The sequence below is a fragment of the Erwinia rhapontici genome, from assembly GCF_012271765.1.
GTDB classification, from domain to species: Bacteria; Pseudomonadota; Gammaproteobacteria; order Enterobacterales; family Enterobacteriaceae; genus Erwinia; species Erwinia rhapontici.
This window is the reverse complement of the sequence record NZ_VRKO01000007.1, coordinates 82,261-95,063: the sequence shown is the minus strand read 5'-3', so window position 1 is coordinate 95,063 and position 12,803 is coordinate 82,261. Positions and strand designations below refer to the sequence as shown.

The 12,803-nt window shown below is 56.1% G+C and carries 12 protein-coding genes and 1 pseudogene; 1 reads left to right on the top strand and 12 read right to left on the bottom strand.

Features of this window, described 5'->3' with window-relative positions; all coding sequences use genetic code 11:
• Window positions 1-81: 81 nt before the first annotated feature.
• The 7 genes from FVB43_RS05215 to FVB43_RS05185 form a co-directional block, all read right to left on the bottom strand.
• Complete coding sequence (locus tag FVB43_RS05215) at window positions 82-1,422, bottom strand: LLM class flavin-dependent oxidoreductase (RefSeq protein ID WP_167863525.1); 1,341 nt, start codon at window positions 1,420-1,422, stop codon at window positions 82-84.
• 24 nt (window positions 1,423-1,446) lie between these two features.
• Window positions 1,447-3,042: a dipeptide ABC transporter ATP-binding protein gene (locus FVB43_RS05210; protein ID WP_167863524.1), complete on the bottom strand. Its 1,596-nt coding sequence runs from the start codon at window positions 3,040-3,042 to the stop codon at window positions 1,447-1,449.
• Window positions 3,039-3,875 carry an ABC transporter permease gene (locus FVB43_RS05205; RefSeq protein ID WP_167863523.1) on the bottom strand — a complete coding sequence of 279 codons (837 nt, stop codon included), beginning with the start codon at window positions 3,873-3,875 and terminating at the stop codon, window positions 3,039-3,041. Before FVB43_RS05205 ends, FVB43_RS05210 begins: the two co-directional genes overlap by 4 nt.
• 3 nt (window positions 3,876-3,878) lie before the next feature.
• Window positions 3,879-4,871, bottom strand: a complete 993-nt coding sequence (locus tag FVB43_RS05200; RefSeq protein WP_167863522.1) for an ABC transporter permease — start codon at window positions 4,869-4,871, stop codon at window positions 3,879-3,881.
• A gap of 11 nt (window positions 4,872-4,882) precedes the next feature.
• A complete protein-coding gene (locus FVB43_RS05195) occupies window positions 4,883-6,502 on the bottom strand; it encodes an ABC transporter substrate-binding protein (RefSeq protein ID WP_167863521.1) in 1,620 nt (539 codons plus the stop codon).
• Between the two features lie 28 nt (window positions 6,503-6,530).
• Window positions 6,531-7,091 (bottom strand): GNAT family N-acetyltransferase, encoded by a 561-nt coding sequence (locus tag FVB43_RS05190; protein ID WP_167863520.1) that lies wholly within the window; start codon window positions 7,089-7,091, stop codon window positions 6,531-6,533.
• A 177-nt stretch (window positions 7,092-7,268) separates the two neighbouring features.
• Window positions 7,269-8,222, bottom strand: coding sequence for an MBL fold metallo-hydrolase (locus FVB43_RS05185; RefSeq protein WP_159338401.1), 954 nt, complete (start codon window positions 8,220-8,222; stop codon window positions 7,269-7,271).
• An 81-nt stretch (window positions 8,223-8,303) separates the two neighbouring features.
• Between FVB43_RS05185 and FVB43_RS05180 the strand changes: the two genes are divergently transcribed.
• Window positions 8,304-9,305 (top strand): LysR substrate-binding domain-containing protein, encoded by a 1,002-nt coding sequence (locus FVB43_RS05180; RefSeq protein ID WP_167863519.1) that lies wholly within the window; start codon window positions 8,304-8,306, stop codon window positions 9,303-9,305.
• A 75-nt stretch (window positions 9,306-9,380) separates the two neighbouring features.
• Here FVB43_RS05180 and FVB43_RS05175 read toward each other — a convergent pair whose 3' ends face one another.
• From FVB43_RS05175 to FVB43_RS05155, 5 genes and pseudogenes are all read right to left on the bottom strand, one after another.
• The gene (locus FVB43_RS05175) at window positions 9,381-9,812 is read right to left on the bottom strand and encodes a hypothetical protein (RefSeq protein ID WP_133846776.1); all 432 of its coding nucleotides are present in this window, start codon (window positions 9,810-9,812) and stop codon (window positions 9,381-9,383) included.
• A 3-nt stretch (window positions 9,813-9,815) separates the two neighbouring features.
• The gene (locus FVB43_RS05170; protein WP_133846775.1) at window positions 9,816-10,232 is read right to left on the bottom strand and encodes a hypothetical protein; all 417 of its coding nucleotides are present in this window, start codon (window positions 10,230-10,232) and stop codon (window positions 9,816-9,818) included.
• Window positions 10,226-10,825, bottom strand: coding sequence for a peptidoglycan recognition protein family protein (locus FVB43_RS05165; RefSeq protein ID WP_167863518.1), 600 nt, complete (start codon window positions 10,823-10,825; stop codon window positions 10,226-10,228). Before FVB43_RS05165 ends, FVB43_RS05170 begins: the two co-directional genes overlap by 7 nt.
• 27 nt (window positions 10,826-10,852) lie before the next feature.
• Window positions 10,853-11,218, bottom strand: a pseudogene (locus FVB43_RS05160) (Hcp family type VI secretion system effector); the annotation flags it as partial.
• 108 nt (window positions 11,219-11,326) lie between these two features.
• The gene (locus FVB43_RS05155; protein WP_242462108.1) at window positions 11,327-12,709 is read right to left on the bottom strand and encodes an aminotransferase-like domain-containing protein; all 1,383 of its coding nucleotides are present in this window, start codon (window positions 12,707-12,709) and stop codon (window positions 11,327-11,329) included.
• Between the last annotated feature and the right edge of the window lie 94 nt (window positions 12,710-12,803).

Below are 12,803 nucleotides of genomic sequence, written 5' to 3'. Positions count from 1 at the left end.
TTGCTGAATCGGTTATCGATGCTTAATGTATCGATAACTGACTCAGTGATATGTATGTTGTAACTATAATGCGTTACTTGCTCAACCAACCCGCCTCTCTTCCGTCTTTATCGCAAACTGGTTCTCAGGCTCACTCAACCCCAGTTGTTCACGCAGAGTATTGCCTTCATAGTCGTGACGGTACAGGCCGCGCTGTTGCAGGATCGGGATCACCTGATCGACAAAATCATCAAACGCCGTTGGCGTTCCGCCGCGTACGATAAAACCATCGGCCGCGCCACGGGTAAACCACTGTTCCAGACCATCCGCGACCTGTGCTGCCGTGCCGGAAAAAGTCGGGCGCGGAGTGGCCGCTTCCAGCGCAGCCTGACGCAGGGTTAAACCACGGTCGAGCGCCTCTTTCTTGATGGTATCGGTGGTACTGCGAAAGCTGTTCTGCCCCAGATCACCAATATCCGGGAACGGTGCATCCAGCTCATGCTGGCTGAAATCGTAATGTTCGAAGTAACGGCCAAGGTAGTCCAGCGCTTTTTCCGGCGTGACCAGCTGTGCCGTTTGCTGATAACGACGCTCGGCATCGACACTGTCGTCACCGATAATGACACTGATGCCCTGGAAAACGCGGATATCATCGGCATTGCGCCCACGCGCCACCAGTTGGCGGCGCACATCTTCACGAAACGCCCGGGCAAGCTCCGGGGTTTCCTGGCGGGTATAAATGGCATCGGCGGTTTCGGCGGCAAACGCTTTACCGGCCTCAGACGCTCCCGCCTGGAAGATCACCGGACGCCCCTGCGGCGAACGGCCAACGTTCAGCGGCCCCTGCACAGAGAAGTAATGACCTTTATGGTTCAGCGTATGCAGCTTCTCCGGCGCAAAGAACTCGCCGCTCTGTTTATTACGCACAAAGGCATCTTCCTCCCATGAATCCCAAAGACCTTTGGTGACCTGTAAATATTCGCTGGCGATACGATAGCGTTCGCTGTGCTCAGGATGCTGGTCACGGGAAAAGTTCTTCGCCGACCCTTCCAGTGGCGAAGTCACCACATTCCATCCGGCACGTCCGCCACTCAGCTGATCAAGGCTGGCAAACTGGCGAGCGACGGTAAACGGCTCGCTGTAAGAGGTGGACAGCGTCGCCACCAGGCCAATTTTCTGCGTGACCAGCGCCAGCGCTGACAACAGCGTGACAGGTTCAAAACGGTTGAGGAAGTGTGGGATCGATTTGGCATTGATGTACAAGCCATCCGCCACGAACAGGAAATCAAATTTTGCCCGTTCTGCCTGCTGCGCCAGCGCGGTGACATATGCAACGTTGATACTGGCATTGCTGACCGCATCAGGGTGACGCCAGGCCGACATATTGCCGGATGGCCCCTGGATAATGGCGCCCAGACGGATGCGGGTTTGAGTCTGACTCATGATAGAACTCCTTTCAGGGATAGCTCAGGCAGCGCGGCCGGGCAGTGCCGGTAGCGCTTCCAGTAATTGTCGGGTCCAGGGATGAACAGGGCGGTTAAACACCTGTCCGACCTCACCGCTCTCCACCACACGGCCTTCTTTCATCACCAGTACCCGATCGGCAACGTGGTGGATCACGCCGAGATCATGTGAAATAAACAGCAGTGCCGTCCGGTGTTCGGCCTGCATATCGGCCAGAAGATCGAGGATCTGCGCCTGCACAGAGACATCGAGTGCGCTGACGGGCTCGTCGGCCACCAGCAGTGCCGGATTAGGCGCAAAGGCACGGGCGATGGCCACGCGCTGACGCTGACCGCCGGAAAGCTCGCGCGGGTAGCGCGTCAAAAGGCTGCGGCTCAGACTGACTTCATCCAGCAGGTGTATCACCCGCTGCCGGCGGGCTTCGCCATACACCCCTGCGGCATCCAGGCTCTCACCGATCAGCCGCTCCACGTTGTAACGCGGATCAAACGAGCTGAGCGGGTCTTGCGCAATCAGCTGGATCTGCTGACGGCGTGCACGGCGCTGCGTTTCCGGCTGGTGACTCCAGCGCTGCCCGCCAAGGGTGATCTCACCGCGTTGCGGCTCCATCAGCCCCAGCACCAGCCGGGCCAGCGAGCTTTTGCCGGAACCCGATTCACCCACCACACCCAGGGTTTCCCCGGCACGCAGTTCAAACGACACATTGTTCACCACATGCCGGTCGTCATAGTATTTGTGCACGCCATTGACGTTAATCAGCACGTCACCGGGAGGCGCTTTCTCCGGTAATCGCTGTGGTTCGGGCGAGGCCAGCCGCAGGCCACGGTTCTGTGGTCGTGGGATAGCCTGCAACAGACGGCGGGTCCAGGGATGCTGTGGCTCCGTCAACAGCGCGTGGGTCGGACCACTCTCCACCACTTCACCTTCACGCATCACCAGCACACGATCAGCGAGCTCGGCCACCACCGCCAGATCGTGACTGATAAGCAACAGTGCCTGACCATGTTCACGCCGTTTGCGCAGTAAGGTGAGGATCTGCTGTTGCACCGTCATGTCCAGCGCTGTGGTCGGTTCGTCCGCCACCAGCAGGGCCGGTTGCCCGGCCAGCGCACAGGCAATCAGCACCCGCTGACGCAGGCCACCGGAAAGCTGATGCGGATAAACCGACAGCCGCTGTTGCGCATCAGCCATACCTGCTTCATGCAGCAGTTGCAGGCTGCGCGCCTTAATCGCTTCAGGCGGAGTTTGCCGGGCAGCCCACAATGCATCGGCCAGCTGTTGCCCGACGGTACGCAGGGGATCGAGTGACACCAGCGCATCCTGTAGCACATAGCCGATTTGTCTCCCGCGCACCCTGCGCCACTGACGCTCAGAATGGTTCAGAGCCGGTTGCCCCATAAGGCTAAACGTCTCAGCGCTGAGCCTGGCCTCCGCGGCCTGTAACCCCAGCAGCGCCCGCGCCGTCACCGTTTTACCCGAACCGGACTCCCCCACCAGCGCAACCGACTCACCGGGTTGCAGGGTCAGGCTGAAATCGCGCACCGCGTGATGGTGGCCAAAATGGATATTAAGGTTGTGAATATCAATCAGTGCCGTCACAGTCGTTTCCCTTCAAAATGCGCCTGCCAGTGGCGGCCGAGAGTATTGACCGCCACCACGGTCAGCGTGATGGCGACACCCGGCCAGACGCCGGTCCACCAGGCGTTGCGCAGATAGTTACGCCCTTCCGCCAGCATCAACCCCCACTCCGCTGTCGGCGGCTGTGGCCCCATGCCGAGGAAGCTCAACCCGGCTGTACCGATAATGGCCGTTCCCAGCCCCAGCGTTGCCAGCGCAGGCACCTGGGCTATCGCATGGGGCAGCACATGGCGCCATACCAGCACCCGCCAGGGCAGGCCAAAGGTACGGGCCTGTTCCACGTAGCCCGAACGCGCCACCATGAACGTCTGCGCCCTGACCACGCGCGCAAAGCGCGGCACCGATGCCACGCCCAGCGCAATGATCAGGTTGGTTGTCCCGGGTCCGGTAAAGGCAATCAGCATCAGCGCCAGCAGCAGATCCGGGAAGGCTGAAATCACATCCAGCGTGCGGCCAATGGCTTCATCGAGAACACCCCGCGCCAGCCCCGCCAGCAATCCCAGCAGACAGCCACCCAGTACCGCCAGCATCATCGCGGCAACGGAAATCAGCAGTGAATAACGACTGCCGTAAATCACACGGCTTAGTAGATCGCGCCCCAGTTGATCGGTCCCTAACCAGTGCTGCCAGGAGGGGGCCTGCATGGCGTTAACCGGGTCAGCCAGCAGCGGGTCGTCCGGTGCCAGCCAGCCGGGGAAGCAGGCTGCCAGCGTCAGAACGGTAAGAAACAGCAGTGACAGCACCAGCCCAACGGGCAGGCGCAGCGGTACGCGTAAACTGGCGATATCCGACATTTTTTACTCCTGTGCCTGATGGCGTAAGCGGGGATCCAGTAACAGATAGAGAATGTCCACCAGCGTGCTCATCACCACATAAATCAATGCGGACAGGATCGCCACGGCCAGCACTACCGGCAGGTCTTTCCCCAGTACCGCGTCCACCGTCACTTTGCCCAGACCGGGACGGCTGAACACCTGTTCGGTGATCACCGCGCCACTGAGCAGACCGCCAACCAGCCAGCCTGTGAGGGTGACCGCAGGCAGGGCAGCATGACGCAGGGCATGGCGCAGACGTATCTGCAGATTACCGATGCCCCAGGCACGCAGCGTCAGCGAAAACGGCTGATCGAGCGCATCTTCCAGACCGCGACGCAACACCTGAGACACGACGGCCCCCTGGGCCAGCCCGAGCGACAGCGCCGGCAAAACCAGCGCGGAGAAATTGCGATCCCCGGCCACCGGAAACCAGCGCAACGTAAAGCTGAAAACAAACAGCAGAACAATGCCCAGCCAGAACGACGGGGTGGAAGCCAGTACCAGCTCCAGCCCGCTCGCCAGCCGGCGTCCCCAGCGACGATGCGCCGTGGTCACGGCGACGACCAGTGCAAAGATCACGCTGACCACCAGCGCTGCACCGGTCAGTTTCAGCGTGGGCAATAACTGTGATCCCACCAGCGGTCCCACATCGACGTTCAGCAGATAGGAACGACCAAAATCACCATGAGCAATTCGCCACAGATAGCTCAGATACTGCTGCCACAGCGGTTGATCCAGCCCCCACTCGGCGCGGATAGCCGCTTCGATGGCCGGTGTACGTACCTGCTCACCCACCAGCAGGCTGACAATGTCACCCGGTGCCAGCCAGACGCCAACAAACGACAGACTGACCGCCGCCCACAGCACCAGAACACCACCGCCAATGCGGCCGCTAATACGCCACCACAATGTGGTGGCAGGGGCCGGACGTGACCGCACGACATGTTTAAGGAGGGGCGTGGTTTCGCTGCTCATGATGTTTGCCTTTAGTGATCGCTTAACCAGATGTCGTACGCATTTTCCGGCATCTGTTTGAAGGGACGGAAGCCGGCACCCTGCACGTAGCTGGCGGCGGCAATCTGATCTTCCGGCTCGTATAACGGGATGGCCACCGCCTGCTGCACAATCGCAAACTGTTGCAGCTGGCCATAGAAGCCGCGACGCGCAGAGGTATCGAGCGTGGAGGAGGCGGCTTTCAGCCACGGCAGCAGTTCAGGTGCCGATGTGCGGCTGTAGTTAATTGCCCCTCCCGCCTTCACCGGCAGGTAGTGGTTTTCAATATCGATCCCGTCGGTTTCGGTATTGGAGTTGGCAATCGACCCAAACTGCCCGCTGTTACGCAGCTCGCTGTAGGTGCCGGAGTCGACATAACGCAGCTTCAGCTCAACGCCCAGTCGCTGGCGCGCCTGGGCCTGAATGGCCTGCAACAGCACGTCACGCTGATCGCGCACCGTGGCCTGCGCCTGAATAATTTCAATGCTCAGTCGCTGACCGTTCTTCGTACGGAACCCTTCCGCATCCCGCGATGTCCAGCCCGCTTCGTCCAGCAACTGGTTACCCAGCGTCGGGTTATTGCCGTATTTGCCTTCCAGACCTGCGTCATACAGCGGATCAACCGGTGAGGTGATGCCCCAGACGCGGGTGCGTTCGCCGCGATAGATCGACTTCAGGATCGGATCAATATCCAGGCCCTGTAGCAGCGCCTGACGCACTTTCTGCTCGCGGGTCGGGCCATATTCCACATTCAGGAAGAGCGAGTAAGGCGTGCCGGCATTCAGCGCATGCTGATAGCTGAAGTCAGGGTTATCTTTAAATTCAGCCGCATCGTTCCCGGAAACCCCTTCAACCAGATCCACCTGACCTGATAACAACGCCCCGGTACGCACTGAAGATTCAGGCAGGAAACGGTAGGTCACACCATCAAGCCAGGCCGGCCCCTGATGCGCCGCGTTGGCCGATGCCCAGCGATAATCTTTGTTTTTCACATAGACAATCTGCTGGCCTTTTTCGTAGCGCTGGAGAATAAACGGCCCCGTTCCGGCGAGATCGGTTCCGCCTGATTTCAACTGCGGCGACTGCCAGGATTTTGGCGAAATCAACTTCAGCCCGGCAGCAAAGGAGAGGAAGGGCGAATACGCGTCTTTCAGTGTAATCACCAGCGTACTGTCATCCGGGGTTTCCACCGTGGCGATATGGCCGCCCAGTGCACACAGGCTTGAGCCTGCGCAGTAGGCCGGATCCTGAATATGGCGGAAGTTTTCCGCCACCGCATGGGCGTTGAACTTTTCACCATCGGAAAAGTGCACATCCTTACGCAGGGTGAAGTGCAGGCGTTTCCCGCCGTCTTCAACGCGGTAGCGCTCGGCCAGCCACGGAACGAAGCTGCCATCGGCCTTACGTGCCAGCAGGGACTCATAGGCCACGCGCAGGATCAGTTCGGCCTTTGACTGGCCATTGAGCTGAGGGTTGAGCGTATTAGGCTCGGTTTCCACACCCCAGGTTAAAGTGCCTCCGGAACGCGGTTTATCAGCAGCAAAAGAAGAGGCAATAGAGATCGACAGCAATGACAACGTGGCCATCATGGCCACTTTATTATTTAAGCGCATAGTTTTCCCAGATAAGTCATCAACGCGCTCAGGCGGTGAGTGAGGTTTCAATAAAGTCGTGCACGTATTCTTTTATTTTGGCGTTTTGATATCGCTGCTGATCGAGCACCTTGGTTAAATACACCAGTTCCACGCCCAGTGGATTAATTGCCCGGTGAAAAGGTTGATAGCCGCGGCGTAAATAGAGATCGGTCAGCCAGGGATGTTTAATGGCGGTGGCTAAATAAACGGCAGGCGATTTTAAGGTGTCGCGCAGAAAACTTTCTTCGACATAGCGGATAATCCGGCTGCCTTGCCCCTGGCCTTTGTGAGCCGGATCAACGGCAAACCAGTGCAGGAACGGCCACGGCGCCAGCTGCCGCCTGGTCTCAGTCCACGGGAAGCGTGCCGTCAGCGTGGCCACCGGTTGTCCGTTCTGTTCCAGGACGAAGGTGGATTCACTGGCAATGACGGCGGCAACATCCGCCACCGAGGCCTGGGTAATGGTGAAATGAATACCCTGCGTTAATAACGGTGCATAGGCACGTTGTAACAGATCATGCAGTAATTCAGCGTCTTCCGGTTTAGCTAAACGAATACGTTCAGTCATGATCGCTCCACCTTTGTGGCGTTAAGGTGAGACAATTATTAACAGCATGATGAATAACTGTGAAAGATAAATATATGATAACGATGCGTAGTTAAAAGCTTACTCTCAGGCAGGAAAGAAAAATAGGTACTGATAGGATAAAAACACAGTTCGGGGCACTGACGTGCCCCGGAATAATTAATGGCTTAACTGAGTGGTATAATTTGCCGCCACCCAACGGTAGCCGCTGCCGTCACGTTTGACATGACCGAATCCCGGGAAAGCAATATGTGCGGCCGCTACCCAGTCACCTTCCTGCGCCATCTGCGCCAGTACCGCTTCACGCGTCCGCACGGCCTGCTGCTGATTCACATCAAAGTGAATCGCCACATGGGGATCCGGCATCTGCACCGTTTTCGCATGAATGATATCGCCCCACAGTACCAGCGTCTGCCCTTCACTTTCCACACGATAGACCACACTGCCCGGTGTGTGTCCTGCTGTCGGAACCGCCCGGATGCCAGCGAATACCGTAGCCGGCGCAGCGAAGGTCGTCAGGCGACCGGCATCAATTACCGGGCGCAGCGTACGTTCAGACTCGGCAAAGGTATGCGCCTGGCTGGTTTCCACCTTGCTGGTGTTAGCAGAATTGAGCCAGAAATCCGCATCTTTCTTTTCCACATACACCTGCGCATTGGGGAACGCCGGCCTGCCGCTGCGTGAAACACCCCCAGAGTGATCGGCATGGATATGCGTTAACAGCACCGCATTGATGGTCTCTGCCGGATAGCCTGCTGCCGCCAGATTTTCCAGCAGATGCCCGCCGTTGTCGCCGAACAGATCCCCGGCTCCCGCATCCACCAGTACCCGCTGCTGGCCATTATCAATCACAAAGGCATTGATCGAGGTCTCCACCTGCGGAGTCATGGCATCGGCGGCCAACCGTTCACGCAACTGCTGCGGGGAGATATGAGTCAGTAATTTGTCCAGCGGAATCGTGACCGTGCCGTCAGACACGGCGGTGATGCGCAGCTTGCCCAGCGTCATACGGTAATAGCCCGGAGCCTGAGTTTCCAGCGGAGCTGGCGCTGTCGCCGCCAGGGCAGTGCCGGAAAGGGCCAGGCTGGCGATCAGCATTTTCAGAAGCGTCATGATAGTCTCACTTAGTCGTGTTGTTTTGGCGTGGATGACAGTATCCTGACCGCCTCATCATCATTCAAATCGATTAAAATAATGAGCAACATCAGAGAAAATGATTTTAGTCGCATTGACCTGAACCTGTTGACGGTGCTGCTGGTGCTGCACCGGGAGGGGAGCGTATCCCGTACGGCTGAGCGGCTGCATCTGGGGCAACCTGCCGTCAGCGGCGCGCTGGCGCGGCTGCGCACCATGTTTAACGATCCGCTGTTTGTGCGCACGGCAAAAGGCATGGCGCCGACGCCGCGTGCGGAGGCGCTGGTCGCCTCACTGCTGCCGATGATGGAACAGATGCAGCAGGTGCTGTTTCAGCCGCCCACATTTAACCCGACAACGGACGAGCACACTTTCCGCCTGGGGATGAGTGACTGGGTGGAACGCTGGCTGATGCCGGGGCTGCTGGCGACACTCGCCAGCGAGGCACCCGGAATCCAACTGCAGACGACGGCCAGCGATCCGTTTCTCGACGAAGAGCTGGTGCAGCGCGATAAGGTTGATGTGGCGATCTCTGTCGGGCAGGGGGCGCCTGCGGATGTCATCCGTGAGCCTGTCGTTCGCATGGGGTTTTGTACGCTCTGGCACCCCCACCAGTTAGCACTTACTTCGCCGCTAACCATTGAAGAATATCTCTCTCACGATCACCTTCTGGTTTCTTATCGGGGAGCCAGCCACAGCCAGATAGACGAACAGCTGGGCCGCCAGAATCTCACTCGCCGGGTACGCTATGTGACGCCGCATTTCTCGTCACTGCCGTTAATGCTGAAGCAGATCCCCGCGCTGACCACCGTTCCCACCGGGCTGGCCAGCGGCTGGGTTGACCATTATGGTTTATGCCGTAGCGCCGTTCCGGTCAGCGCCCCGGACTTTACGCTCTCCCTGATGTGGAACACCCGCCGCAGTCACGACCCGGCATTGCTGTGGCTACTGGAAAAACTGCGGGGGGAGATGGGTAAAACGGGTGAGGATGAAACGACAGCCAGCGCGGATTGGATGTCTGAGCGAGACCAACCGACATGCCAGGAACGAGAGGATTTTTAATGTGAAGGCAGAAACGGAGTACGCCAGTGAAGACGTACTCCAGGCGGTAAGGCTTTATCCGTTTTATCAGGCTGTTTAATCGCATCCCGGTTCGGATTCATCGCCCATGGCATAAGTACACTCGAAAGGGTCATACCATTTGTTGTCTTTGTGAAAAAAATAGATGGCCTCTTTGTTCCCGAAGTTACCCGAAGTGAATCCACTTGACTGTAGTGTAAAGCTCACTGAATTTCCGTCTTCGAAGGTAACTTTTCCTACTGTTATGCACGGTGAATAATACTGATGCCCTACTGAGCCACCTTCGTCCATTTTATCAGCCTGATTAAAGTAGTCAGTAAGTTGTTCCTTAGTAGGTCTGAACAATGCACACCCTTCCTGCTCAACCTTACTGCGCCCTTCATCGACGATGTCATATTTGAGGTTCTCAATATTTTTGACCTCCTTTGAATATGAAAAACCTGAAAATAAATAAATGATAAAAAATGCCATTAACTTTATATTGACCATTTTTCAGTTCTCGCTGCTGTACGTGTCTTCAAACGGATCTGTCCATTGATAGTCATCATAAAATAATGTTGCCACATCTCCAGTATCCCAGAGCAAGGTTCCCCCGCCACTGGAGGATATTTTCCACTCGCCTCGTGTGTTATCGCTAAACTTAACTTCACCTCTGGAAAAGCAGGGAGAATAGCGATCGTGAACATTGAATTTTAATGGAACTGGATAAGATTTTGAAAAAAAGGATCTTACATCCACCTCTGTAATGACGAATGTCCGACAGCCACTTTTAACATTTTCCGATGCATCTTCGCTTTTACCCACTTCATTGATTTTTATCTCAACAATTTTCCTGGACGGTACATGTGTTGCAAAAGCTACAGGGATGGCGAATACCAATAATAATATAAAATAGCCGTACCTTACCATTTTGCAGTGCCTGCCTCAGTCTTAACTTTGTATGACACTTCCGGATGTCTAAACACCTCAGACATTGATATTTTCAACGTATCCGACAATTCATAAACAAGCCATTTTAATGCACTGTTTTGTGCATCATTGACTGTTTCATAAATGGCATTTTCTCCCTCACCGGAAACAGGTTTACCCACAACTTCAATGCCTAATGAGTCGAAATTCGCTGGATACCTTTCAGGATATGATTTCTTCTGTTCTAAATGAGAAAGTTTTTTATATTTATTTAAAAATGGTCTTATTGTGGAAATCTCAGATGGAGTGCATTTTTTCTCCATGTAACACCTGGATCTTATATTTCCAACATGATTTGTCACTTTAAACAATGACGCGGTTTGATAGATCTTACCTTCTTTATCTATCAAGAAATGAGCGCCGTTTGCACCTGCACTTTGGTAGCTATTGAAAGCACTCTCAGCAGTTGAACCACCGGTCTGATGCACCACAATCCCATTCACTTGATCCATATCCCCACGTTCTATCGTACGGAATCGTTTTACACTAATACGTGTTGCATCTACTAAACCATTTTTATCCACAAATAACATATTTACCCTTCCTTGTGTTCAGCTTACTTAAATGATGGCATTCGCTTTAATGTCGAACCCTGTAGAAATCGTACCCGCAGATGTCCCTTCCGCATTCTGTAGAACATAATCAACCTTTACGCGTGAGAAAGAGAGTGCGACCTCCTCTCTGGCGGCAGGCATGGTGTTATAACCGACAGACTCAACCCCGGTAATAATAATTTCCTGAAGCGTGATACGCAGATATTCCAGTGGAGAACCGCCTGCTTTGCGCATGATCAGTACCGCCTCCGGGATATGTTTTCCGGTCAGGCAATACTGCAGAAGGTTTGGGCTGGCTTTATCGAAATAATGTTCAAAACGAAGATCCCCGACAATGCATTTCCCCGCACCGCCACCACTGCCAGAGTGCATATAACCCGTACCGCATGACGGGCAGCCTAAATAAAATAACGATCTGTTTGTGCCTGTCAGATCACACTATCCTCATAATGGACAAAAAATGACCTGATCTACTTCACTTTAAGACTGCTGTTCCGCTATCGCCTGTTGCAATACGCGGTAAACACGGGCATTCAGATGCGCCACGTTGAAACGCAAATATGCTGTCGCTGACTGGGAAACGCTGAACACATTCCCCGGGGCAAGTACGACACCCTCTTCCCGGCAACGCTGGGCGATCAGTGCAGAGTCAACGCCCTCCGGCAGGCGACACCAGAGGTAGAAACCGCCGCGTGGCACCATCCACGGAGTAATCCCCAGCGCGCTCAGGCGTTCGGTGGCCTCTTTTCTGGCGCGATCCAATCGCGTGATGACGTCAGCCAGATGTTTACGATAGCTTCCCCCGGCCAGTACGCTGGCGATCAGCTCGCTGGATAATGGGCTGGGGCCACCGAAGTTGGTGGCAATTTGCAGGTCAATCAGTCCTTCAATCCACTCTGCGCGACAGGCGATATAGCCACAGCGCACGGAAGCCGAGAGCGTTTTCGAGAAGCTGCCCGTGCGGATAACACGATCAAGCCCATCGGGGATTGCCAGCCGAGGGGAAGGATCGGGTTCGAAGTCGGCAAAGATATCATCCTCAATAATCAGGGTGTCGTTTGCCGCGGCGGCACTCAGCACCCGATAGGCGGTTTGCGCGGAAAGACAGGCGCCGGTGGGATTATGCAGCGCGGAGTTGGTGATATACAGGCGGGGACGCACCGTCGCGAGGACCTGTTCAAACACCGCGATATCCGGCCCGGTTGGGGTATAGGTCACGCCAACAATATTCACCTGATGGGCACGCAGCAGCGCCTGAAAATTGAAGTAGCAGGGATCGTCCACCACCACGCTGTCACCCGGACGCAGCAGAAACCGGCAGAGTAAATCCAGCGCCTGGCTACCCGACCCGGTCAGCATCAGTTGTTCCATTGACGCCGACAGCCCTTCCTGGGCAAAGCGTGCCAGCAGCAGACGCCGTAAGACGATTGAACCGCGTGAACTGCCGTAGTCCGTCAGCAGGGTATCGGGTGAACGCGTTAGCTGGCGCAGGCCTTTTCGCAACGCCTCATCAGGCATCCAGTCGGCAGGCAACCATCCACAGCCGGGCGTCAGCTCATCCGCACTGGCATCCAGCGACTGACGTGAAACCCAGAACGGATCGACTTCACGGCGACGTGCACTGCGGGTATCCGCCAGGCTACGCGTCACCAGCGGGGTGCTGGAAACGTAAAAACCGGACCCGCGACGCGCACGGATCAGCCCTTCGGCTGCCAGCCGATCATAAGCTTCCACCACCGTAGAAGGTGACACGGTCATCATAGCGGCATAGCGACGTACCGATGCCAGCCGCTCGCCGGGGGCCAGCGCGCCTGTCACGATCCTGCGGCGGATATCATCAATCAGAGTTTCTGTGCGGGTCATCGGTTTTTCAGCCATCAACTGTATGGGTAGTGTAAGCCATACAGAACAACGAAATTGTATGGCAGTGTATCTTCGAACTGCACGCGATGCGCTC

What these genes read in the sequence shown, in the direction of transcription:
- FVB43_RS05215 (WP_167863525.1), bottom strand. Translation starts at nt 1,422, where the DNA reads ATGAGTCAGACTCAAACCCGCATCCGTCTGGGCGCCATTATCCAGGGG.
- FVB43_RS05205 (WP_167863523.1), bottom strand. Translation starts at nt 3,875, where the DNA reads ATGTCGGATATCGCCAGTTTACGCGTACCGCTGCGCCTGCCCGTTGGG.
- FVB43_RS05200 (WP_167863522.1), bottom strand. Translation starts at nt 4,871, where the DNA reads ATGAGCAGCGAAACCACGCCCCTCCTTAAACATGTCGTGCGGTCACGT.
- FVB43_RS05195 (WP_167863521.1), bottom strand. Translation starts at nt 6,502, where the DNA reads ATGCGCTTAAATAATAAAGTGGCCATGATGGCCACGTTGTCATTGCTG.
- FVB43_RS05190 (WP_167863520.1), bottom strand. Translation starts at nt 7,091, where the DNA reads ATGACTGAACGTATTCGTTTAGCTAAACCGGAAGACGCTGAATTACTG.
- FVB43_RS05185 (WP_159338401.1), bottom strand. Translation starts at nt 8,222, where the DNA reads ATGACGCTTCTGAAAATGCTGATCGCCAGCCTGGCCCTTTCCGGCACT.
- FVB43_RS05180 (WP_167863519.1), top strand. Translation starts at nt 8,304, where the DNA reads ATGAGCAACATCAGAGAAAATGATTTTAGTCGCATTGACCTGAACCTG.
- FVB43_RS05175 (WP_133846776.1), bottom strand. Translation starts at nt 9,812, where the DNA reads ATGGTCAATATAAAGTTAATGGCATTTTTTATCATTTATTTATTTTCA.
- FVB43_RS05170 (WP_133846775.1), bottom strand. Translation starts at nt 10,232, where the DNA reads ATGGTAAGGTACGGCTATTTTATATTATTATTGGTATTCGCCATCCCT.
- FVB43_RS05165 (WP_167863518.1), bottom strand. Translation starts at nt 10,825, where the DNA reads ATGTTATTTGTGGATAAAAATGGTTTAGTAGATGCAACACGTATTAGT.
- FVB43_RS05155 (WP_242462108.1), bottom strand. Translation starts at nt 12,709, where the DNA reads ATGACCCGCACAGAAACTCTGATTGATGATATCCGCCGCAGGATCGTG.